This is a genomic window from Aeromonas sp. s3 (assembly GCF_040907805.1).
Lineage (GTDB): Bacteria > Pseudomonadota > Gammaproteobacteria > Enterobacterales > Aeromonadaceae > Aeromonas > Aeromonas dhakensis.
Genome location: NZ_JBFOCQ010000021.1, coordinates 38,200 through 60,104, shown reverse-complemented (window position 1 = coordinate 60,104; position 21,905 = coordinate 38,200). Strand labels below are relative to the sequence as shown.

Sequence of the window (21,905 nt, the reverse complement as noted above, 5' to 3'; positions counted from 1 at the left end):
AGCTAATAAAAAACGGTTAACCAGCATATACATCAAACCAAGGACGGGATTTATGTCATTAGCTGTGGTTTATAGCCGTGCCAGCCTGGGAATAGCGGCCCCGCAAGTCACGGTGGAAGTGCACCTCTCCAACGGTCTGCCCGCCTTCAACATGGTGGGCCTGCCGGAAACCTCGGTGAAGGAGTCGCGGGACCGGGTGCGCAGTGCCCTGCTCAACGGCAATTTCGAGTTCCCGAGCAAGCACATCACGGTCAATCTGGCTCCCGCCGATCTGCCCAAGGAGGGGGGCCGTTTCGATCTGGCCATCGCCATCGGTATTCTCGCCGCTTCCAAGCAGATACCCGCAAAATACCTGCTTGATCACGAATTTTTAGGCGAGCTGGCCCTGACCGGCGAGATCCGCCCCGTGCTCGGGGTGCTGCCCGCCGTGCTCGCCTGCCGGGATGCGGGGCGTACCCTGCTGGTACCGCGAGAGAACGGCCCCGAGGCCTCGCTGATCCAGGACGCCGAGGTGCGCATCGCCCATCAGCTGCTGGCCGTCACCGCCTGGCTGGCGGGCCAGTACGAACTGCCACTGCCGGATCACCAGACCACGGAGGCCCTGCCCGATGTGCCGGATCTGCAGGATGTGATCGGCCAATCCCAGGCCAAACGGGCGCTGGAGATCGCCGCCGCCGGCAGCCACAACCTGCTGTTCATCGGCCCGCCCGGCACCGGCAAGAGCATGCTGGCGAGTCGCTTGCCCGGCATTCTGCCACCGCTGAGCGAACAGGAGGCGCAGCAAACCGCCGCCATCCACTCCATCGGCGGCCTCACCCCGCGCGCCGGTCACTGGCATCACAGACCCTATCGCACGCCGCACCACAGCGCCTCGGCCGTGGCACTGGTGGGCGGTGGCAGCCACCCAAAGCCCGGCGAAATATCCCTGGCCCACAACGGGGTGCTGTTTCTGGATGAACTGCCGGAGTTCGAGCGCAAGGTGCTCGACTCCCTGCGCGAGCCGCTGGAGACCGGCCACATCACCATCAGCCGGGCCGCCCGCCAGGTCGATTTCCCCGCTCGCTTCCAGCTGGTCGGCGCCATGAACCCCAGCCCCTGCGGCCACTATGGCGATGGCCAGACCCGCTCCAGCCCGGATCAGATCCTGCGCTACCTCGGCAAGCTCTCCGGCCCCTTTCTCGACCGCTTCGACCTGACGGTGGAGGTGCCGCTGCTGCCCAAGGGCAGCCTGACCGGCAAGGCGGAGCGGGGGGAGTCGAGCGGTCAGATCCGCGAACGGGTGCTGGGCGCGCGGGAGCGCATGCTGAGCCGCAACGGCAAGCTCAATAATTTGCTTGATAGCCGCGAAATCGAAGAAATTTGCCGCTTGTCGCCGCAGGATGCCGAGTTTCTGGAGAACGCCATCCAGAAGCTGGGGCTCAGCATCCGGGCCTGGCACCGCATCCTGCGGGTATCGCGCACCATCGCCGATCTGGCGGGGCACGCCGCCATCGAAAGAGAGCACCTGATCGAGGCGCTCGGCTATCGGGCCATGGATCGGCTGCTGTCACGGCTGCGCAGCGGTTGATGGGTCGCAAGCGCACCTGACGGCCCTGCATGGTCTCGCGGGCCATCGGCTGATATTATGGCCACAGATCTGACCACTTGATGGCCCTTTATCGACAGCAAGACGGACCCGACCCATGCCCAACAAGCTGATTGAGCGACTGCGCGGCAGCCTCTCGACCCTGCTCTATTTTCTCAACACCCTGTTCTGGTTTATCCCGATCCTCTCGCTGGGCCTGCTCAAGCTGATGCTGCCCCTCAAGGGCTGGCGCACCTTCTGCAATGCCCTGCTGGATGGCAGCGCCGGCTGCTGGATCGGTTTCAACAACCTGATCCAGAAAACCATCATCAGAACCCCTTTCGATGTGGTCGGAGTGGACAAAGGGCACCGGAATGAGTGGTATATGGTGATTGCCAACCATCAATCCTGGGTCGACATACTGGTACTGCAGCGGGTTTTTAATCAAAAAATCCCCTTCCTGAAGTTTTTCCTCAAGAAAGAACTGATTTGGGTACCTTTTCTCGGGCTGGCCTGGTGGGCGCTGGACTTCCCCTTCATGCAGCGATATTCCCGCAAACTGCTGGAAAAGAAGCCCCATCTGAAGGGAAAAGACATAGAGACCACGCGCAAGGCCTGTGCCAAGTACCGCCACATGCCGGTGAGCGTGATGAACTTCGTGGAGGGCACTCGCTTCACCGCCCGCAAGCATAACAAACAGGCAGCGCCCTATCGCCACCTGCTGCATCCGAGGGCTGGCGGCATTGCCTTCACCCTGGCAGCCATGGGCGATCAGCTGCACAAGCTGGTGGATGTGACCATCGCCTATCCGGGCGGCATCCCCAGCTACTGGGACTTCATGTGCGGTCGGGTCAAGGAGATCAAGGTTCGGGTCCGCTTTCTGCCGATCGAACGCAATCTGGTGGGGGATTACTTCAATGACCCCGAGTTCCAACAAGAGTTTCAGCAGTGGTTGAACGGGATCTGGCACGAGAAGGACCAGACCCTGAACCAGCTGCTGGCAGACAAGACGCCCCAAACTACGCCATGCTAAGCCTGCTCCCGGGTCCGCTGGTGCTGCTCATCAGCGCCAGCCTGACCATACTGTTTACCGCCCTGTGCGCCAGCCTGATCCTGCTGGTGTCGCTGGTCAAACTGCTGCCCGTTCCGCCCCTGGCCCGTGCCTGCAGCCGGCTCAACAACCGCTTCATGCGGCTGTGGCTGGCCTGCAACGCCCTGGTGATCCGCCTCACCACCCGCATCGACTGGCAGGTGGAGGACGACACCCGGCTGCGCAAGGATGGCTGGTATCTCATCATCAGCAACCACATGAGCTGGACCGACATAGTCGTGCTCGGTCACCTGTTTCGCGACCGGCTGCCGGTGCCCAAATTCTTCATGAAGCACGAGCTCATCTACATACCGCTGCTGGGGCTGGCCTGCTGGGGGCTGGACATGCCTTTTATGCGTCGCTACTCACGGGAGTTCTTGCTGCGCAACCCGCATCTGCGGGGCAAGGATATCGAGACCACCCGCAACGCCTGCGAGCAGTTTCGCCACATCCCCACCACCGTCATCAACTTCGTGGAGGGGACCCGCTTCACCGAGGCGAAGCGCGATGCCTCCCGCTCCCGATACCAGCATCTGATGCCGCCCAAGGCGGCAGGGCTAGCCTTCACTCTGGCGGCTATGGGGGAACAGTTCGACAGCCTGATCAACGTCACCATCAGCTATCCGGACAACGTCGAAACTCCCTTCAAGGACTTCCTGATGGGGCGGATGAAGCGCATCCGGGTGCGGATCGAGGAGCTGCCGGTGGACGAGCAGCTGGTGGGGGATTACTTCAATGACAAGCAGTTCAAGCGCGGCTTCCAGGAGTGGCTGAACCAGCGCTGGCAGGAGAAGGACGCCGTGCTGGCGCAGTGGCAGGCGGCCGATGCGGCGGCTCAGACCGAGCCGCAGGCCGCCGAGGCGAGCGCCGAGGCCAGCTCGGGCAGCTGATCCTCGCTGAACACGGCAATGCCGTGGCGGCGCAGCAGGGCAGTGGTCATACCCTCGCCCGCCACGGACTGCCCCTCGAAGCGGCCGTTGTAGATGCGGCCACTGCCGCAGGAGGGGCTCCCCTCCTTGAGCAGAGCGAAGCGAATGCCCTGCTGCTGACAAGTCGCCAGCGCCAGCGCGGCGCCACGGGCAAACTCCGCCGTCACATCCAGTCCGCTTGCGGTCATCACTCGCTCCCCTTGCCGCTCGGCAGGGGGGCGCGGGGTCGGCAGGCCGCCCGCCACCTCGGGGCAGAAGGCCAATGCCCGCCCCTCGGCCCCCAGCGTCTGCAGCCAGTCGCTGACGATGCCCTTGCTCTGGCCGTCGTAACGAACCGGCTGACCCAGCAAGCAGGCACTCACCAATACCTTGTGCACGCTGGTCTCACTCATGCTTTGCTCCCCCGCTGGCTAAAACCTGGGCCCTCGTAGCGCAACGAACATGGACCCAGCAGACAGGCGCTTACCAATACCTTGTGCACACCTGCACCACTCATGCTTCCGCTCCGTGCATCACCTGATCGAACATCACGCAGCAGGGGCTCTCCAGCCGGTAGAGGATGGCGGGACGCTGCTTGCCGGTGCGCTTGCGGCCGGTGTCCACCAGGATATCGGCGCGATGGATCCGCTTGCGAAAGGCGGCCGTGTTCATCGGGGTCTGCAGGATGATTTCGAAGGCCCGCTGCACCTCGGAGAGGGTGAACTCGGCCCCCAGCAGTTGCAGCGGCAGGGTGCTGTAGCGACTCTTGATGCGCAGTCGCTCCAGCCCTCTGGCGATCAGCTGGGTGTGGTCGAAGGCGAGGCTGAGCCCCGGCAGGGCGGCAAGCGGGTGCCAACAGCCGTGGAGAACCTCCACCTCGGGATCCACCAGACAGAGGTAGACCAGGGTGGTGGACCAGCCACGGGGATCCCGCTCCAGGTTGCCCAGGGTGCAGACCTGCTCGCTGTAGCAGTGGCCCAGCCCCCATTCGCTCAGCAGACGATGGCGAGCCGCGTCCAGATCCCGATCCCGGGTCTCGTCGATGCGCAGGGCCGGCAGTTGCCAGCAGTGGGCAAAGGGCGGGCGATCGCGGGTCTCCAGCAGCAGCTCGAGCCGCTCCTCGTTCAACCGCAGCACCACCATATCCAGACTCATTCTCAACATGCCGATCGCCCTGCTCGCCTTCGATTAATGTTTGGTAGATAATATCACACGAATAGTATGTGCAGGAGCCACTCAATGGGAACCGTCGCCAGCCTGGATATTGATGCGCAGAAGGGGTTTACCCCCCTCTGCCCGAACGAACTGCCCGTCGCGGGCGGGGATGATATTGTGGCTGCGCTCAACGCTCAGGCCACCCTCGCCAGCCTGCGGGTCGGCAGCAAGGATTCACACCCGGCCAACGCCGCCTGGGCCGTCAGCGACCCTGCCGGCATGCTGCTGCCGCTGGATATGCCCAACGCCGACCTCACCTGGCCGGTGCACTGCGTGCCGGGCACTCGCGGCTTCGAACTGCTCGACGGCCTGCCGGCCCCGGTCGATTACGACTTCTTCGTCTGGAAGGGGGTCGAGCCGGATCTGCACCCCTACGGCACCTGCTTCCACGATCTGGCCGAGCGTCGCAGCACCGGGCTCATCGAGTTCCTGCAGTCCCGCGGCGTCACGACCGTACTGGCCGGCGGCCTCGCCACCGACTACTGCGTCAAGACCAGCGTACTGCAGCTGCGCCGCGCCGGTTTCCGGGTGATCGTCCACCTCGATGCCTGCCGTGGCATTGCCCCCGAAACGGTCGCTCAGGCCCACACCCAGATGATCGAGGCCGGCGCCGAACTGGCCCAGACCCTTGCCGATGTACAACGCCTGCTGGACGCCTGATATGCCTCCTATTCTCAACAGCCTGCTCGATACCGGCGTCTGCAATCTACAAAAGCGGCAGGGGAGCGCTCTTGCGTTCACCCGCCTGCGGGGAGTCTGATATGCCACCCATACTCAACAGCCTGCTCGATACAGATGCTTACAAGCTGCACATGCAGCAGGCGGTGTTCCATCGCTATCCGGATGCCGAGGTGGTGGCCGAGTTCCACAGCCGCAACGAGGAAGATCTGCTGCCCATGATGGGCCAGATCGAGGAGCAGCTGCGCCTCGCCGGTTCCCTGCGCCTGACCCGGCCCGAGCTCAACTTCCTGGCGGAGCGCCCCTTCTTTACCCCTGATTACCTCGACCACCTGCGCCGCAAGCCGCTGGATGCCTCCCTGCTCAAGGTGTTCGAGCAGGATGGTCGTATCAACGTGCGGGTCGAGGGCCCCTGGCAGGACGTGATCCTGTGGGAGATCCCGGTGCTCGCCATCATCAGCGAGATGCGCAACCGCTTCCGCTACCCCCAGTTTGGCGTCAGCCAGGCGCTGGAGCGGCTCGATCAGAAGCTCGACAAGCTGGAGCGGGAGCTGAGCCGGGAGGAGATGAGCGAGTTCAACCTCATCGACTTTGGCACCCGCCGCCGCTTCTCCCTCGCGGTACAGGATGCGGTGGTGGGCCGCCTCCAGGAGCGGCTGCCGGCGTTTCGCGGCACCAGCAACTACCTGCTGGCCCAGAAGTACGGCCTGCCGGCGGTAGGCACCCAGGCCCACGAGTGGTTCCAGGCCCATCAGCAGCTCGGCTTCCCGCTTGAGCACAGCCAGCGTGCCGCCCTCACCAGCTGGCTGGACGAGTTCACCAACCACCTCGGCATCGCGCTCACCGACTGCATCACCATGGATGCCTTCCTGCGCGACTTCGACTTCGAGCTGGCCAGCCGCTATCAGGGGCTACGCCACGACTCCGGCGATCCCGTGGTGTGGGGCGAGAAGGCCATCAGCCACTATCAGCGGCTCGGCATCGACCCCACCGAGAAGACGCTGGTCTTCTCCGATGGCCTCAATCTCGACAAGGCCGTTGAGCTGCTGCGCCACTTCCGCGGCCGCATCAACACCAGCTTCGGCATCGGCACCAAGCTCACCTGCGATCTGCCCGGCGTCAGCCCGATGAACATCGTCTTCAAGCTGATGGAGTGCAACGGCGGCCCGGTCGCCAAGATCTCCGACAGCCCGGGCAAGACCCTGTGCCGGGACGCGGACTTCATCCGCAACCTCAAGCAGGCCTTCCACGTCGGGGTCTAACGCCTATTTTTGGGGACGTATCTTGCGCCAGTGGCCAGTGGCCCCCTACCATTCTCTCCTCGTCAGGTCCGACTGGTGTCGGGCCTTTCTATTGCCCGAACGACAGCCCACCAAGGAATGCACCATGACCCGCAAATGGATATTCGCCCTCACCACCCTGTTCACCAGCCTGAGCGCTATCGCCACCGAACCGCTGCGGGTCTCCGCCATCCCGGACGAAGCCCCCACCGAGCTGCAACGCAAGTTTGCCCCGCTGGGTGACTACCTGGCCGAGAAGACCGGCCGCGAGGTGGTGTTCGTGCCGGTCAACGACTACGCCGCCGTGGTCGAGGCGCTGGCCGCCGGCAAGCTGGACATGGCCTGGCTCGGTGGCTTCACCTATGTGCAGGCCCATCGCCGTGCCGACAAGGTGGTGCCCCTGGTTCAGCGCCAGGAGGATGCCCAGTTCACCTCCAAGTTCATCGCCAATGCCGACAGCGGCATCAAGACCCTGGCCGACACCAGGGGCAAGGACTTTGCGTTCGGCTCCCCCTCCTCCACCTCCGGTCACCTGATGCCACGCCACTTCCTGGCCGAGCAGGGCATCAACCCCGAGCGTGACTTCGCCCACGTCGCCTTCTCCGGCGCCCACGACGCCACCGTCGCCTGGGTCGCCTCCGGCAAGGTGCCAGCCGGTGCGCTCAACGCCTCCGTGTGGGAGAAGCTGGTGGAAGAGGGCAAGGTCGACACCGCCAAGGTCAAGGTGATCTGGACCACCCCGACCTACTTTGACTACAACTGGACCGTGCGCGGCGGCCTGGATCCGGCCCTGCAAGAGAAGATCAAGCAGGCCTTCCTCAGCCTGGATCCGGCGGTGCCCGCCCAGGCCGAGATCCTCAAGCTGCAACGCGCCAGCCGCTTCATCGAGACCAAACCCGAGAACTACCTGGGCATCGAAGCCGCCGCCACCCAGGCCGGCCTGCTGAAGTGATCGCCGTCACACTGGACGGGGAAGGATTACGGCTCGGCCAGAGCCGCATCCTGCAGCCGTTCAACCTGCAGATAGCGGCAGGTGAGTGCGTGGCCATCATAGGGCCGAGCGGCGCGGGCAAGACCAGCCTGCTGCGGCTGATCGGCACCGAGCTGCGTGGCGAAGGCAGGCTCGCCCTCTGGGAGCAGGATCCCTGGAGCCTCTCCACCCGGGACCGCCAGCGGCTGCGCAGCCGGATCGGCATGGTCTGGCAGCAACCGCCACTGCCCGCCTCCCAGCAGGTGATGACCGCCGTGCTGGCCGGTCGGCTCGGCCAGTGGTCCCTCGGCCGCTCCTTGCTCTCCCTGCTGCGCCCCTGCGACCCAGCAGGGGCGCGGGCCGAACTGGCCCGCCTCGGCCTTGCCGACAAGTGGCAACAGCGCTGCGGCGAGCTCTCCGGTGGCCAGTTGCAGCGGGTCGGCATCGCCCGGGTGCTCTATCAGCAGCCGGACCTGATCCTGGCGGACGAGCCTGTCTCCGCCCTCGATCCCGTGCTCGCCCAGAGCAGCCTGGATGCCCTGCTGGCCCAGGCCCGCGCCCGGGGCAGCACACTCATCGCCAACCTGCATGCAGTCGAGCTGGCGCTCGGCCGTTTCCCTCGCATCATCGGTCTGCGCGAGGGGCGAGTGCAGTTCGACTGTCCGGCGACGGCCGTCACCCCGGCCATGCTGGCCGAGCTCTACGCTGGTGATGACGAGGCGGCCCAGTGCACGCCTTGACCCACCGCTGGCGCCATCCTCTGCCCTGGCTGTTGCTGCTGATCGGCTACAGCCTGTGGCAGCAGGCCGACGGCTGGCTCGGCCTGTTCGACGGCCAGAGCTGGCGGCAGATGGGTAACTTCCTCGCTACCAGCTGGCCACCCCGTTTTGATCGGGACTTTCTCGCCCTGACCCTGACCGCGACCCTGGAGAGCCTGGCCGTCGCCACCCTGGGGCTGGCGGGCGCCCTGCTGCTCGGCGTGCCGTTTGCCCTGCTCGGCTCGCGCGCCCTGTCGCTGGCCGAACTGGGGCCGGTGCCCAGCCCGCTGCGCGGCGCCTTGCGGGCCCTCTCGCGCCTCGTCGCCATCGTGCTGCGCAGCCTGCCCGAGCTCATCTGGACGCTGCTGTTCGTGCGCCTGTCCGGGCTCGGGCCGCTGGCCGCCATCCTGGCCATCGCGGTCAGCTACGGCGGCATGCTGGCCAAGGTTTACAACGAGATCATGGAGAGCGGCGCCCTGCAACCGGCCCGCGCCCTGCTGCTGGGCGGCAGTGGCCGGCTGCAGGCACTCTGGTACGGCGTGCTGCCCGCGGTGCGCCAGGAGCTGCTCTCCTACACCGTCTACCGCTGGGAGTGCGCCCTGCGCGCCTCCGTCATCATGGGCTTCGTCGGCGCCGGCGGGCTCGGCCAGCAGCTCGAGCTCTCCCTGCGCATGTTTGCCGGTGGCGAGGTGGTGACCCTGCTGCTGGCCTTCATCCTGCTGGTGACCCTGGCGGATGGCCTCAGCGCCTGGTTGCGCCACAGCCGCTCCCCCGGCCTGCTGTTGCTGATCTGCCTGGGGCTGGCCGCAACTCTCGCTCTTTATCAACTCGACTGGCGCATGCTGAGCTTCTCCTTCGGGGGGCTGGGCACCTTTCTGGGGGAGTTCTTGCAACCGGACTGGTCATGGCCCTTCCTCAAGACGGTGGCCAGCGGCCTGCTCGATACGGTGCAGATGGCGCTGCTGAGTACCCTCTTCAGCGCCCTGCTGGCCCTGCCGCTGGCCTGCCTCGCTCGCCACTGCTGGCCGCTGCGGCTGTTGTTCAACCTGCTGCGCTCGGTACCCGAGCTCATCTTCGCCAGCCTGCTGGTGATCGCGGTCGGGCTGGGGCCGGTGGCTGGCATACTGGCGCTGACCCTGCACACCACCGGGGTGCTGGCGCGCCTCTTCGTGGAGACCCTGGAGAACGCCGATCCTGCCCCCCGCCTCGCCCTGCAGCTGAGCGGGGCCGGGTCCATTGCCAGCTTCTGGTACGGGCTGTTTCCCCTGGTCACGCGCCAGTGGCTGGCCTATAGCCTCTATCGCGGCGAGATGAACCTGAGGGCCGCCACCATACTCGGTGTGGTCGGCGCCGGCGGGCTGGGGCAGCAGCTCTATGTCTCCCTGAGCCTGTTCCGTTACGATCAGACTGCCACCCTGCTGCTGGCCATCCTGTTGCTGGTCTGGTTGGCGGAGGCCATCAGCCGCCGTACCCGCTTGCCGCGCCCGGCCCCCACTCAGCGGGATTGCCAGATCTGACGCAGGCTCCTGATAAACAAAAAGCCCGCCGGTTTGCACCGGCGGGCTTTTTTCATGGGATCAGACGAGGTCAGTCTTTCTTGGCCAGCAGGAATTTCACCAGCTGGTTGAACTGCTCCTGGGAAGTAATGGATTCGATTTTCACCATGTACTTGCCGTTGACCAGGAAGGCCGGCACACCGCGGATGTTGTAGCTCTCGGTGTTGCGGTCAAACTGGGAGACCATGCCGGAGACGGCGAAGCTGTCGACGGCGCCGTCGAACTCTTCAGCCGGTACGCCGTTGTCCACGAAAATCTGCTTCACGTCGGCGCGGCTCTGCGGGATCTGACGCTGGGTGTGGATCTTGTCGAAGATGGCCGGGGTCAGCTTGCCTTCAACGTTCAGCAGGCTGGCAACGGCGTAGGCACGCTGCATCTCCGGACCCATTTCGCGGCCCAGGAAGGCCACCGGGTTCTTCTTCATCGGCACGCCTTCCGGCAGGTTCTTCTTCAGATCCTCGGCAATCGGCTCGAACTTGGCGCAGTGGGGGCAGTAGTAGGAGAAGAACTCCAGTACTTCCGGCTGGGCGCTACCGGTCTGCTTGACCACATCATAGTTGACGCCTTCCTTGAATTCGGGGGCGGCGTGAACCATGGGCATCATCAGCATGGCAGCAAGGAAAAACAGAATTTTTTTCATGACGTTTCCTGTTAAGGGATCACTGTGAGGCACGCCCGGCGAACCGAAGCAGTGCCAAGCCTATTGCGTCACCACTGCACAGTCAATGATCAAGCAGGGGGTGCGAGTCCCATCCCTCGCGCACCAGGTCGTCAAGCTCTCTCCCCGCCCCCCGCGTCAGCACCGACGCCTTGATAGGCTGCCGCGGGTCTGCGACAGGCATGGCGAACGGCCGACAACCCGCCGCATCACCAGCCCGGCATCAGGGTCAGGGGCGGCGCCTTGAGCGCCTCCAGCTGATCGTGCAGGGTGGCGATCTGCTGGCGCCAGTAGTGCTCGGTATTGAACCAGGGGAAGTGGCGGGGGAAGGCGGGATCCTCCCAGCGCCGCGCCAGCCAGGCCATGTAGTGAACGATGCGCATGGCCCGCAGCGGCTCGATGAGCGCCAGCTCGCGCGGGTCGAACTCCATGAACTCCTCGTAGCCCGCCAGCAGGGTGTCGAGCTGGATCTGCTGCTCGCTGCGCTCGCCGTTCAGCATCATCCAGAGATCCTGGATGGCGGGACCGGTGCGGCAGTCGTCGAGATCGACAAACATGGGTCCGTCGCGCCAGAGGATGTTGCCCGGATGACAGTCGCCGTGCAGGGAGATCTGCGCCACATCCAGGGTCATGGCGTCGCCGACGTGCTTGATCAGCTCGTCGAGCACCCCGAAGAATTGCTTGGCCAGCCCGCTCGGCAGCCACTCGCCGGACGCCAGCAGCTGACGCGGCTCGTGCAGCATGGTCTCCACGTCGAGCCGGACGCGATGGTGAAACGGCTTGCTGGCACCGAGCTGATGGATGCGGCCGAGGTAGCGCCCCACCCACTCCAGCTGGTCGAGATTGTCCACCTCGAACTGGCGTCCCCCCACGCTCTGCCAGATGGCAAACGGGTAGCCCTGATGCTCCAGCAGGGTCTCGCCGGCAAAGGCGAGCGGAGCGGCGACCGGGATCTCCGCCTCGCAGAGGCGAGCGGCAAACTCGTGCTCTTCGAGGATCTGGGCCCGGCTCCAGCGGCCGGGACGGTAGAACTTCACCACGTAGCGGCGACGATCCTCGTCCTGGAACTGGTAGACCCGGTTTTCGTAGCTGTTGAGCTCGATGAGGCCCGAGTCGAGCCGCAGACCGCTGAGGTCCAGCGCATCCATGATGAGGTCGGGAGTGAGATCGGAATAGTTGAAACGCATGTCATCCACCATGAGAAAGGGGCGCCGTTGCGCCCCATTCTATCACTACTGTCCGCCGTTGCCGTGCATGGCGGTGTGCCTTGCCATCACAACCGGCTGATGAACTTGCTGGGCTGGCGCAGGGTTCCCTTGCTGTCGTCCGGCGCCGCCCCTTCGCGTTTGAGCACGAAGCGGATGTCCAGGGTCGGCTTCTTCAGGTTGAAGGGGTCGACGGCCACGCTCACCGGCAGGGTATAGATCTCGCCGGCCTTCAGGGTCACCTCGCGCGGACCAAACCACTCGTGCTCCGGCAGCCCCTCCACATCCAGCTGATAGGTCTGGGGATGCAGGGTCTTGTTGAGGATCTTGAGGGTATAGGTGTTCTCGATGAGCCCCTCGCTGTTCTCGCGGAACAGCTGGTTGCGATCCCGCAGGATGTCGAGCCCCATCGGCATGATGGACATGGCGTTGTAGACGAACACCCCCAGCATGATGGCCATCACCAGGCCGTAACCGATCAGCTTGGGCCGCGCCACATGGGTGGAGTCATTGGCCAGCTTGTGCTCTGTGGTATAGCTGATGAGCCCTTTCGGATAGCCCATTCGTTCCATGGTTTGATCGCAGGCGTCGACGCAGGCGCCACAGTTGATGCACTCGTACTGCAGGCCGTCGCGGATGTCGATGCCGGTCGGGCAGACCTGCACGCAGAGGTCGCAGTCGATGCAGTCCCCCAGTCCCAGCGCCTTGGGATCGGCCTTGCGGGAACGGGCACCCCGGGTCTCGCCGCGCTTGGTGTCATAGCCGACGATGAAGGTGTCCTTGTCGAACATGGCGGACTGGAAGCGGGCATAGGGGCACATGTGAATGCACATGATGGCGCGCATCCAGCCGGCGTTGCCGTAGGTGCAGGCGGCGAAGAGCACCACCCAGAAGATGACCCAGCCGCTGGCCTGCAGGGTGAAGAAGTCAGGCACCAGCTGGAACACATCCTGGAAGTAGGCGACGAAGGTGAGGCCGGTACCCAGCGACAGCAGGAGCCAGGCCAGGTGCTTGGCCCCCTTGCGGGCCAGCTTCTCGCCGTTCCAGGGCGAGGCGTCCAGCTTGCGGCGCTTGTTGGCGGAGCCTTCCAGCTTCTCTTCAAACCAGATGAACATGAAGGTCCACACCGTCTGCGGACAGAGGTAGCCGCACCAGACCCGCCCCAGGAAGGTGGTCACGAAGAAGAGGGCAAAGGCGGCGATCATGAAGACCCAGGCCAGCAGGGTGAGATCCTGCGGCCAGATGGTGGCACCGAAGATGTGGAACTGCTGATGGCCGATATCGAACAACACGGCCTGTCGACCGTCATAGCGCAACCAGGGAATGGCGACGAAGAGCACCACGAAGAACCAGCCCATGGCCTTGCGCATCCGCTGCCAGTAGCCGGTCTGGGCCCGGACATAGATGCGGTTGCCGGGGTTGAACCTGTCGTCGCTGGCTTTGAAGGTATTGGGGTTGAACGTCCCCGTTACATCGCCGGTGACATCCTTGATATCGATCTTGTCCTGGTCGGCCATTGCAACACTTCGCTCCATTAATTAATTGTTATGGGGCGGATTATATCTTAAACAGCCTGCTAATTGTGTGGGTAAAATGTATCTAATGTTCGAGTGGCGTCGCAATTTCAAGCAACAAAAAAGACGTATCGCCAGTTGACGAAACGTCTTTTTAAGAGATTCTTTTGAAAACCATCAAGCTTCCAGCAAGCGCACTCTTTACTTGATGCCGCGGGCCTTGAGCAAGGCTTCCTTGAAGTCGGGCACGTGGTCCTTGGCCAGACCGGGGATCATCGCCTGCTTGTCGGACTCACGCATCTTGAGGTGGTAGATCAGCATGTCGTCGGTCAGCTCGGACAGAGGCCCTTCAAATCCCGCTTCCTCGGCCAGTTTGGCAACAAACTGTACCAGGCTGAGATCCTGTTCCTTGATCCAGGCAGGCTGCAACAACTCCAGCAGCTCTTCGATACGATGACATTGCATAGACGACCTCTTTAATCTGTCTTGTGAAACTCAGGCAACCTTACCCATCAAGGCTACTTCGATACGATCCCGCCCATTATGCTTGGCCTGATAGAGGGCCGCATCCGCTTTTTGTATCAGCTCGCTGATGGAGAGGGTCTGGTCCGGCACCAGGGTCGCCACCCCGAAACTGCAGCTGACCCGACCGGAAACCAGGGACTTCTGATGGGGAATGCTCAAATCCTTCAGCGCCACCCGCACGTTCTCGGCGATCTGCATGGCCCCCTGCATGCTGGTGCAGGGCAGCAGCAGCGCAAACTCCTCGCCACCGTAACGGGCGGCGAGATCGTCCTCCCGCCGCTGCACCTCGGCCAACAGACCCGCCACCTGCTGCAGGCACTCATCCCCCAGCTGATGGCCGTAGAGATCGTTGAACTGCTTGAAGTAGTCCACATCCACCAGCACCAGCGACAGGGGCGCCCTAGCCCGGTGGCAGCGACGCCAGGCGCGCTCGAGGCAGTAGTCGAGGTGGGCCCGGTTGGCGATGCCGGTCAGCCCGTCCAGCCGGGAGGTGAGCTTGAGGTGCTCGGAGACCGCCTTGAGCTCGGCCACCAGGTCGGCGTTGGAGAAACGGTGATAGAGGGAGGCCACCTGATCCCGCCGCAGGCGACGCAGCAGGGTCGGCAGGAAGACGAACAGGTAGCCGGCCAGCATGCTGGAGACGATCCGCTCCTGCTCGTTGCCCGCCCCCAGTTCGAACACCATGGCGAGCCCGAGCGGCAGCACGGCTCCATAGAGGGAGCGGCGACTGCCGAACAGCATGATGGCACTGCCGGTGAGGATCAGGCTGGCGAGCATCATCATGGCGGCGCGGTAGGTATCGGGCAGCTTGTCCATGTAGAGCAGCACGCCGAGGGCCCAGATGATGGAGGTGATGGTCACCCCGATGAAGAGTTCGCGCTCCAGCACCGGCAGCGGGATCTGTGCCAGCCTGGGCTGGCGCCAGCGCAGATGCCAACCCCGGCAGAGCAGCAACAGCATCACGCTCGCCAGCCAGCCGAGCGCCTCGCTGGCGGGCAGGTAGTCGTGGAACAGCAGGCTCCAGCCAAGTGCCAGCAGACCCAGGCAAGGCAGGCTGAATGAGGCGTGGGTATAGAGCTGGGCCATGATGGCCTGCTTTACCTGACGTGTCACACTCTGGGTCAACTGCGTACTCCCTGTACAAGAGCCGCACAGTCTACCACTACCCCTTCGGAGCCAACAATAAAACGTCCGTTATTAAGCGGTTAGTCAGTCGATGATGCCAGACCCCAGCCTGCCGGCAGGGGCGGCTCAGCCGCGCTCCAGCTCGTCGAGGATCGGGCACTCGGGATTCTCGTCCCCGTGGCAGCAGCCGACCAGTCCCTCGAGAGAGCTGAGCATGGCCTGCAGGCCGGCGATGCGGGCGCGCAGATCGACGATCTTCTCCTGCGCCAGCTTCTTCACCTGGGCGCTGGTTCTGTGCTCATCCCGATAGAGCGCCAGCAGCTCCTGACACTCCTCCAGATTGAAGCCGGTCTCCCGTGCCCGCTTGACGAAGCGCAGCTCGCGCAGCGCCCCCTCGGTGTAACTGCGATAGCCGTTGTCACTGCGCACCGGCGCCGAGATGAGGCCGATGCTCTCGTAGTAGCGGATGGTCTTGGCGGTCAGTCCCGTCGCCTTGGCTACCTTGCTGATGTTCATGGATGACTCCTTAACGGTTCGATTCAGTGCTGACATGGTGGCTGGCATGGGCGAGCGCCCGCGGTTGCCAACGCTTCAATAACAGGGAATTGCTCAATACTGTGATGCTGCTCAGGGCCATGGCCGCCCCCGCCAGCTCGGGGCTGAGGTAACCCTGCGCCGCCAGCGGAATGCCGATGATGTTGAACACGAAGGCCCAGAACAGGTTCTGCTGGATGGTGCGCCAGGTCGCCGCCGAGATGTCGATGGCATCGGCCACCAGCCGCGGATCAGAGCGCATCAGGGTGATGGCGGCTGTCTCCATCGCCACGTCCGAGCCGGAGCCCATGGCGATGCCCACATCCGCCGCCGCCAGCGCCGGGGCGTCGTTCACCCCGTCCCCCACCATGGCGACCAGCCCGCGGGTTTGCGCCCGCAGCGCCTCCACTTTCTCCACCTTGCCAGCCGGCAGCACGGAGTCGAACGCCCCGTCCAGCCCCAGCTTGGCGGCGATATGAGCCACCGGCGCCGGCGCATCACCGCTCACCAGCCAGCTGGCGATGCCGCGTTGGCGCAGGGTGGCGATGGCCTCGGGGCTCTCGGGGCGCAAGGTATCGGCCAGGGCCGCTATGCCGGCCACCACACCGTCGATGGCCACCCAGACCCGGGTCGCGCCGTCGGCGGCTTGTTCATCCTGTTGTGGTACGTCAATGCCGAGCTGGGCCAGCAGACTGGCATTGCCGATGGCGACCGAATGATCCACCACCTGGCCGAGGATACCGGCCCCGACCCGCACCTCCACCGCCTCCGGCTGGGGCAGCACGGCATCTTTGCCGGCTGCCTCGCGCATGGCCAGCGCCAGCGGGTGCTCGCTCGCCTGCTGCAGGGCAGCGGCGAGGCGCAGCTGCTCGTCGTTGCCGCTCCAGCTGGCCAGCACCGGCCGCCCCTGAGTGAGCGTACCTGTCTTGTCGAAGATCAGCGCCTTGATGGCGTGGGCCTTCTGCAGGGTATCCACATCCTTGATCAGAATGCCGTGGCGCGCCGCCACCCCGGTGCCGGTGACGATGGCGGCCGGCGTGGCCAGTCCCAGCGCGCAGGGGCAGGCGATCACCAGCACGGCCACCGCCGCCAGCAGCGCCTGACCGAAGTCGTTGCCGATGGCGTACCACACCAGCAGGGTGAAGAGGGCGATGGCCATCACCACCGGCACGAACACGGCGGAGACCTTGTCCACCAACTGCTGCAGCGGGGCCTTGCCCATCTGGGCGCTCTCCACCAGGGCGATGATCTTGCTGAGGCTGGAGTCCTCCCCCACAGTCGTGGCCTCGATCTCCAGCACGCCGGAGCGGTTGATGGCACCGCCCAGCACCTTGTCGCCCTCGCCGCGGGGCACCGGCAGGCTCTCGCCGGTGAGGATCGACTCGTCCAGCTCGCTCTCGCCGCTCAGGATCTTGCCATCCACCGGCACCCGCTCACCCACCAGCACCCGCAGCCGATCGCCGCGCAGCACCTCGTCGATGGCGACGCTCTGCCAGTTCTCACCGCGCCAGACGGTGGCGGTTTCCGGCCGCAGCGCCATCAGTTCGCGAATGGCGGACTGGGTGCTGCGTCTGGCGCGGGCCTCCAGCAACTTGCCGAGGGAGATCAGGGTGATGATGATGGCGCTCGCCTCGAAATAGAGCTGGCCGCTGGCGGCCATCCCCAGGGTCAGCAGCAGATAGAGGCTGTAGAAGTAGGCCGCGCTGGTACCGGTCGCCACCAGCACGTCCATGTTGGCGGAGCGGTTCTTGATGGCGAGCCAGGCACCGCGATAGAAGCGGGCCCCAATCCAGAACTGCACCGGGGTGGCGAGCACCAGCTCCAGCCAGGCGGGCAGATGCCAGGGCAGCAGACCTGCCATGGCCAGCATGCTCGCCAGCAGCGGCAGGGTCAGCAGCGCCGAGACGATGACCCGGGTCTGCGCCTGACGGGCACTGGCGGCCTCCTGCGCTTCCCGCTCCAGCAACTGCTGACGGCGGCCGCTGGCCGAGCCTTGCGCCAGCTGGGCACCAAAGCCGAGGGCTTCGATCTGCTCGCGCAATGCGGCGGGGGTCTGCATCCCGGGAACTAGCACGATACGGGCCTGCTCGAGCGAGAAGTTGACGTCGGCTGAGATGACGCCGGGCAGCGCGGCCAGCATCTTGTTCAGACGGGCCGAACAACCGGCACAGGTCATGCCGCTGACCTGGAAGGAGAGCGTCTCGTGGCCATAGTCATAGCCCTGTGCCTGAATGCTCTCCAGCACAGCCGGCAAACGGTCGGGGCTGGCCAGGTCGATAGCGGCCTGCTCCAGCGCGAAGTTGACGGTCGCCTCGACCCCCTCCAGCTTGTTGAGGGCGGTCGTGATGCGGCTGGCGCAATTGGCACAGCTCATGCCTGTGAGCGGCAGCTGCAGATGGATGGGTAATTGAATATGAGTGGTCATCTTGTTCCTCCCCGGAACCCGTCGGCCAGAACGAGCACCGACCAGCAAACCCTAACCTTTACTGTAAGGGTAAGCTCAAGCCACCTGACTCACTTTTTACAGATGAAAAAACAGCGCCCGTTTGCTGCCAGGGAGCAAACGGGCGCCGCATTCAACTATTACGCGGTGTGACCGGCTCAGATGCCGTACTGGGCGCGGTACGCCTTCATGGCAGCCAGTTGCGTAGCCAGCTCCGGCTGCTCGGCCTGCTTCTCTTCCAGATAAGCGATCAGGTCGCTCATCTGGATGATGGCGATGATGTGGGCGCCGTAGTCACGCTCCACCTCCTGAATGGCGGAGAGCTCGCCCTTGCCCTTCTCCTGACGGTCAAGCGCGATCAGCACGCCAGCCAGGGAGGCGCCGTTGGCCTGGATCAGATCCATGGATTCGCGGATGGCGGTGCCGGCGGTGATGACGTCATCCACCAGCATGATGCGCCCCTTGAGCGGGCTGCCCACCAGATTGCCACCCTCGCCGTGATCCTTGGCCTCCTTGCGGTTGAAACACCAGGGCACGTCCACGTCGTGCTGCTCCACCAGCTGCACTGCGGTGGCGGAGGCGATGGGGATCCCCTTGTAGGCCGGGCCAAACAGCACGTCGAACTCGATGCCGGCATCCATCAGGGCGGCAGCGTAGAAGCGGCCGAGACGGGCCAGATCGCGGCCGCTGTTGAACAGGCCGGCGTTGAAGAAGTAGGGGCTTTTACGACCGGATTTCAGGGTAAATTCACCGAATTTGAGGACCTGCTTCTCCAGGGCGAACTCGATAAATTGACGCTGGTAGGCTTTCATTCTGGCTCCTTGCTTGGCTTGTCGTTGTCTTGTGTGGGGGTATAAAAAAACGCGGTCAATGCCGCGTTTTTAAAATCAGGAGAGCGACTGCTTCTGCAGCGCAATGATGTCGGCGATGCCGCCCTTGGCGAGCGCCAGCATCTCCAGCAACTCTTCGTGGGTGAAAGGCTCGGCCTCCGCGGTGCCCTGCACCTCGATGATGCGACCATCTTCGGTCATCACCACGTTCATGTCGGTCTCGGCGGCGGAGTCTTCGATGTACTCCAGATCGCAGATGGCTTCCCCTTCGAACATGCCGACGGAGACGGCGGCGATCATCTGCTTGAGCGGGCTCTGCTTGATCATGCCCTTCTCGACCATCCAGTTCAGCGCATCCACCAGCGCCACACAGGCACCAGTGATGGCGGCGGTACGGGTGCCACCGTCGGCCTGCAGCACGTCGCAGTCAACTGTGATGGAGTGCTCGCCCAGGGCGGTCAGGTCTACCGCGGCGCGCAGGGAGCGGGCGATCAGGCGAGAGATCTCCAGGGTGCGGCCGCTCTGCTTGCCGGAGGCCGCCTCGCGGTTCATCCGGGAGTGGGTGGAGCGCGGCAGCATGCCGTACTCGGCGGTCACCCAGCCCTGATTCTTCCCTTTCAGGAAGCGCGGCACGCTGGTGTCGACGCTGGCGGTGCAAAGCACGCGGGTGTTGCCGAATTCCACCAGCACGGACCCTTCAGCATGCTTGGTGAAGTGGCGGGTAATGGTGACCGGACGAAGCTGCGCGGCAGTGCGATCGCTGGGACGTGACATGGGACGGACCTCTGGGCTGGCTGAATTGGCGCAGGAGTATAAGTGATCCCAGCCCAAATATCAGCCGCTAAAACCACGCTGTCGGCTGACGGAGCAGGCCTGGCTGAGTATACTGGCCCCACACTTCATCAAGCCCGGAACAATCAATGATTCACAGCATGACCGCCTACGCCCGCAAGGAACTCAAGGGCGACTGGGGCACAGCCGTTTGGGAAATTCGTTCGGTCAACCAGCGCTATCTGGAGACCTACATTCGCCTGCCGGAACAACTGCGCAGCCTGGAGCCGGTTCTGCGTGAGCGCTTCCGCGCCAAGCTGCAGCGCGGCAAGGTGGAGTGCAACCTGCGCTTCGAGGCCGCGCAAGCCGCTGCCAGCCAGCTGCACATCAACGAAGAGCTGGCCAAGCTCATCATCGACAGCGCCAACTGGGTGATGAAAGAGGCTGGCCAGGGTCAGCTCAACCCGGTCGACGTGCTGCGCTGGCCGGGCGTGATGGCTGCCGCCGAGCAGGACATGGACGTGGTTGCCACCGAGCTGCTCGGCGGGTTTGACCAGACCATGGAAGATTTCCTCGCCTCCCGCGCCAGCGAAGGGGCCAACCTCAAGGCGCTGATCGAACAGCGCCTGGCCGGCATTCAGGTGGAAGTGAAGAAGGTGCGCGTGCACCTGCCGCAGATCATCGAATGGCAACGCCAGAAGCTCACCGACCGGCTGGCCGAAGCCAAGGTGGAGCTGGATCCTGCCCGTATCGAGCAGGAGATCGTGCTGCTGGCCCAGAAGATCGACGTGGCGGAAGAGCTGGATCGGCTGGAGATGCACATCAGCGAGACCAACAAGATCATGAAGAAGGGTGGCGCCTGCGGCCGCCGCCTCGACTTCATGATGCAGGAGTTCAACCGCGAGTCGAACACCCTCGGCTCCAAGTCCATCAACGCCGAGGTGACCCAGTCCGCCGTCGAGCTGAAGGTGCTCATCGAGCAGATGCGCGAGCAGATCCAGAACATCGAATGAGATCGGTTCGATAGCGTGAAAAAGCCATTGGAGACAATGGCTTTTTCTTTTTAAGCGGAGCAGGCGAGCACAGGAAGCGTGCAGGCGGTGGGCTCGGCCGCCGGGCCAAGATCCCGCACTATGTCGTGGATCACCGCATCCAGCTGATGAAGGCTGTGATGATGAGGCAGGATGATGAGGTGGGAGTGCTCACCCGAGGTCGCCAGGCAATGACGCTTCCAGGTGCGCTCCGAGGGGCGCGGGAAGACCACGGTAATGGAGTGCGGATGCCGCCAGGCGGGCACCCCCTGCTGATTCAGCCGCTCCACCAGCTGCTGGGCCATGGCCAGGCAGCGCCCGGTCCGCTCACGCCACTGGGCCAGCGTCCGTCCCTTGATGGCGGCCCACATCAGCAGGGGCGTGAAGCCATTGCGCGACCCGCTGATGGTCTGATCGCTGGCCGAGATGTAGTCCACCTCCACGGCGATGCGATCTACAAAACGCCGCCTGGCCAGCACGATGCCGCACGGGATCGGCGACCCCATCATCTTGTGGCCCGAGACACTGATGGAATCGATGCCGTCGGCAAATGAAAAGGCCGGCGCATCGTCCACAAACGGCAGTATCATGCCGCTCAGGGCCGCATCCGCGTGCAGGTAGTAGTCCTGACGCGGGATGCCGATGGCCGACAGCCGCCGTTGAATGGCGCCGATGTCGTCGACCGCCCCCTTCATGGTGGTACCGATATTGGCAAATATGATGGGATGACGCTCGCCATCATCCACTATCTGCTCTGCCAATTTATCGCAGTCTATTTCCCCGCTGGGCAGTGTGGGAATTTCCTTGGCCTTGATCCGCAGCAACCTGATTATTTTGGCAACCGAATAGTGTGTCTCTTGTGAATAATAGAGGGTGCCTTCAGGAAACAACTCTCTGGCAAGATAACAGCCAAACATATTGCCTTCGGTGCCGCCATTGGTCACATAACCCCAGCTCTGCTCTGGCGGGATTGAAAATAGCGATGAGAAATAGTGCATGACCTCTCGCTCAAATTCGAAGGTATTGAGCAAATAATTTCCAGGCGCACCCCAGTCGCCACAGTTATTGATAGAAAACTGTAAAAACTTGTGCAGCTGGGAATAATCAAAGTCGGCAGCCTCCGGATAACCGACATTGAAATATTGATGGGTAAGGCAGAACTGCCAAAACTGCTCGAGCCTGTGCTGATCTTCTGCTGACAGCGTCATGATGGTGTCCGTGGCGAGCGCCATGACCTGGCGCCGCCCTTG

General features: G+C 63.9%; 21 protein-coding genes. 9 read left to right on the top strand and 12 right to left on the bottom strand.

Annotated elements, in window-relative coordinates; translation table 11 throughout:
- The first annotated feature begins 52 nt into the window (after positions 1-52).
- From AB5Y98_RS10950 to AB5Y98_RS10940, 3 genes are all read left to right on the top strand, one after another.
- Positions 53-1,567 (top strand): YifB family Mg chelatase-like AAA ATPase, encoded by a 1,515-nt coding sequence (locus AB5Y98_RS10950; RefSeq protein ID WP_368231894.1) that lies wholly within the window; start codon positions 53-55, stop codon positions 1,565-1,567.
- A gap of 115 nt (positions 1,568-1,682) precedes the next feature.
- A complete protein-coding gene (locus tag AB5Y98_RS10945; protein WP_017784243.1) occupies positions 1,683-2,597 on the top strand; it encodes an acyltransferase in 915 nt (304 codons plus the stop codon).
- On the top strand, positions 2,591-3,544 hold the full coding sequence (locus tag AB5Y98_RS10940; RefSeq protein ID WP_042005577.1) for an acyltransferase: 954 nt from the start codon (positions 2,591-2,593) through the stop codon (positions 3,542-3,544). The genes AB5Y98_RS10945 and AB5Y98_RS10940 overlap by 7 nt, the downstream gene beginning before the upstream one ends.
- Here AB5Y98_RS10940 and AB5Y98_RS10935 read toward each other — a convergent pair.
- Together AB5Y98_RS10935 and AB5Y98_RS10930 are read right to left on the bottom strand one after the other, a co-directional pair.
- Complete coding sequence (locus tag AB5Y98_RS10935) at positions 3,490-3,975, bottom strand: DUF523 domain-containing protein (protein ID WP_017764912.1); 486 nt, start codon at positions 3,973-3,975, stop codon at positions 3,490-3,492. The two genes, AB5Y98_RS10940 and AB5Y98_RS10935, sit on opposite strands and share 55 nt — an antisense overlap.
- A gap of 100 nt (positions 3,976-4,075) precedes the next feature.
- On the bottom strand, positions 4,076-4,726 hold the full coding sequence (locus tag AB5Y98_RS10930; RefSeq protein WP_094698587.1) for a DNA mismatch repair protein MutT: 651 nt from the start codon (positions 4,724-4,726) through the stop codon (positions 4,076-4,078).
- Between the two features lie 75 nt (positions 4,727-4,801).
- On the opposite strand from AB5Y98_RS10930, the gene AB5Y98_RS10925 reads away from it, so the two are divergent.
- From AB5Y98_RS10925 to phnE, 5 genes are all read left to right on the top strand, one after another.
- Entirely contained in the window at positions 4,802-5,437 is a 636-nt protein-coding gene (locus AB5Y98_RS10925) for a nicotinamidase (protein ID WP_005306831.1), read from the top strand.
- A gap of 101 nt (positions 5,438-5,538) precedes the next feature.
- Positions 5,539-6,717 carry a nicotinate phosphoribosyltransferase gene (gene pncB / locus AB5Y98_RS10920; RefSeq protein ID WP_017787023.1) on the top strand — a complete coding sequence of 393 codons (1,179 nt, stop codon included), beginning with the start codon at positions 5,539-5,541 and terminating at the stop codon, positions 6,715-6,717.
- A 124-nt stretch (positions 6,718-6,841) separates the two neighbouring features.
- Positions 6,842-7,687 (top strand): putative selenate ABC transporter substrate-binding protein, encoded by an 846-nt coding sequence (locus AB5Y98_RS10915; RefSeq protein WP_201881129.1) that lies wholly within the window; start codon positions 6,842-6,844, stop codon positions 7,685-7,687.
- Complete coding sequence (locus tag AB5Y98_RS10910) at positions 7,684-8,445, top strand: phosphonate ABC transporter ATP-binding protein (protein WP_368231893.1); 762 nt, start codon at positions 7,684-7,686, stop codon at positions 8,443-8,445. Before AB5Y98_RS10915 ends, AB5Y98_RS10910 begins: the two co-directional genes overlap by 4 nt.
- Positions 8,433-9,980: a phosphonate ABC transporter, permease protein PhnE gene (gene phnE, locus AB5Y98_RS10905; RefSeq protein ID WP_368231892.1), complete on the top strand. Its 1,548-nt coding sequence runs from the start codon at positions 8,433-8,435 to the stop codon at positions 9,978-9,980. The genes AB5Y98_RS10910 and phnE overlap by 13 nt, the downstream gene beginning before the upstream one ends.
- 70 nt (positions 9,981-10,050) lie before the next feature.
- Here the strand turns inward: phnE and AB5Y98_RS10900 are convergent, their stop codons facing one another.
- From AB5Y98_RS10900 to rph, 9 genes are all read right to left on the bottom strand, one after another.
- Complete coding sequence (locus AB5Y98_RS10900) at positions 10,051-10,659, bottom strand: thiol:disulfide interchange protein DsbA/DsbL (RefSeq protein ID WP_005306845.1); 609 nt, start codon at positions 10,657-10,659, stop codon at positions 10,051-10,053.
- Positions 10,660-10,886: 227 nt separating this feature from the next.
- Positions 10,887-11,876 carry a serine/threonine protein kinase gene (locus AB5Y98_RS10895; protein ID WP_029306114.1) on the bottom strand — a complete coding sequence of 330 codons (990 nt, stop codon included), beginning with the start codon at positions 11,874-11,876 and terminating at the stop codon, positions 10,887-10,889.
- Positions 11,877-11,950: 74 nt separating this feature from the next.
- Entirely contained in the window at positions 11,951-13,399 is a 1,449-nt protein-coding gene (gene ccoG, locus AB5Y98_RS10890; protein WP_005306854.1) for a cytochrome c oxidase accessory protein CcoG, read from the bottom strand.
- A gap of 198 nt (positions 13,400-13,597) precedes the next feature.
- Positions 13,598-13,861 carry a YihD family protein gene (locus AB5Y98_RS10885; RefSeq protein ID WP_005306857.1) on the bottom strand — a complete coding sequence of 88 codons (264 nt, stop codon included), beginning with the start codon at positions 13,859-13,861 and terminating at the stop codon, positions 13,598-13,600.
- 30 nt (positions 13,862-13,891) lie between these two features.
- On the bottom strand, positions 13,892-15,046 hold the full coding sequence (locus AB5Y98_RS10880) for a GGDEF domain-containing protein (RefSeq protein WP_010635699.1): 1,155 nt from the start codon (positions 15,044-15,046) through the stop codon (positions 13,892-13,894).
- A gap of 126 nt (positions 15,047-15,172) precedes the next feature.
- Positions 15,173-15,562 carry a Cu(I)-responsive transcriptional regulator gene (gene cueR / locus AB5Y98_RS10875; protein ID WP_010635698.1) on the bottom strand — a complete coding sequence of 130 codons (390 nt, stop codon included), beginning with the start codon at positions 15,560-15,562 and terminating at the stop codon, positions 15,173-15,175.
- A 10-nt stretch (positions 15,563-15,572) separates the two neighbouring features.
- Positions 15,573-18,005, bottom strand: a complete 2,433-nt coding sequence (locus AB5Y98_RS10870) for a heavy metal translocating P-type ATPase (protein ID WP_368231891.1) — start codon at positions 18,003-18,005, stop codon at positions 15,573-15,575.
- 176 nt (positions 18,006-18,181) lie between these two features.
- Complete coding sequence (pyrE, locus tag AB5Y98_RS10865; protein WP_010635696.1) at positions 18,182-18,835, bottom strand: orotate phosphoribosyltransferase; 654 nt, start codon at positions 18,833-18,835, stop codon at positions 18,182-18,184.
- A 75-nt stretch (positions 18,836-18,910) separates the two neighbouring features.
- A complete protein-coding gene (rph, locus tag AB5Y98_RS10860) occupies positions 18,911-19,627 on the bottom strand; it encodes a ribonuclease PH (RefSeq protein WP_010635695.1) in 717 nt (238 codons plus the stop codon).
- 146 nt (positions 19,628-19,773) lie between these two features.
- Here rph and AB5Y98_RS10855 point away from each other — a divergent pair, with 146 nt between their 5' ends.
- The gene (locus AB5Y98_RS10855; protein WP_054543738.1) at positions 19,774-20,637 is read left to right on the top strand and encodes a YicC/YloC family endoribonuclease; all 864 of its coding nucleotides are present in this window, start codon (positions 19,774-19,776) and stop codon (positions 20,635-20,637) included.
- 50 nt (positions 20,638-20,687) lie between these two features.
- On the opposite strand, the gene AB5Y98_RS10850 is transcribed toward AB5Y98_RS10855, so the two are convergent.
- Positions 20,688-21,887 carry a histidine decarboxylase gene (locus tag AB5Y98_RS10850; RefSeq protein ID WP_336291237.1) on the bottom strand — a complete coding sequence of 400 codons (1,200 nt, stop codon included), beginning with the start codon at positions 21,885-21,887 and terminating at the stop codon, positions 20,688-20,690.
- Between the last annotated feature and the right edge of the window lie 18 nt (positions 21,888-21,905).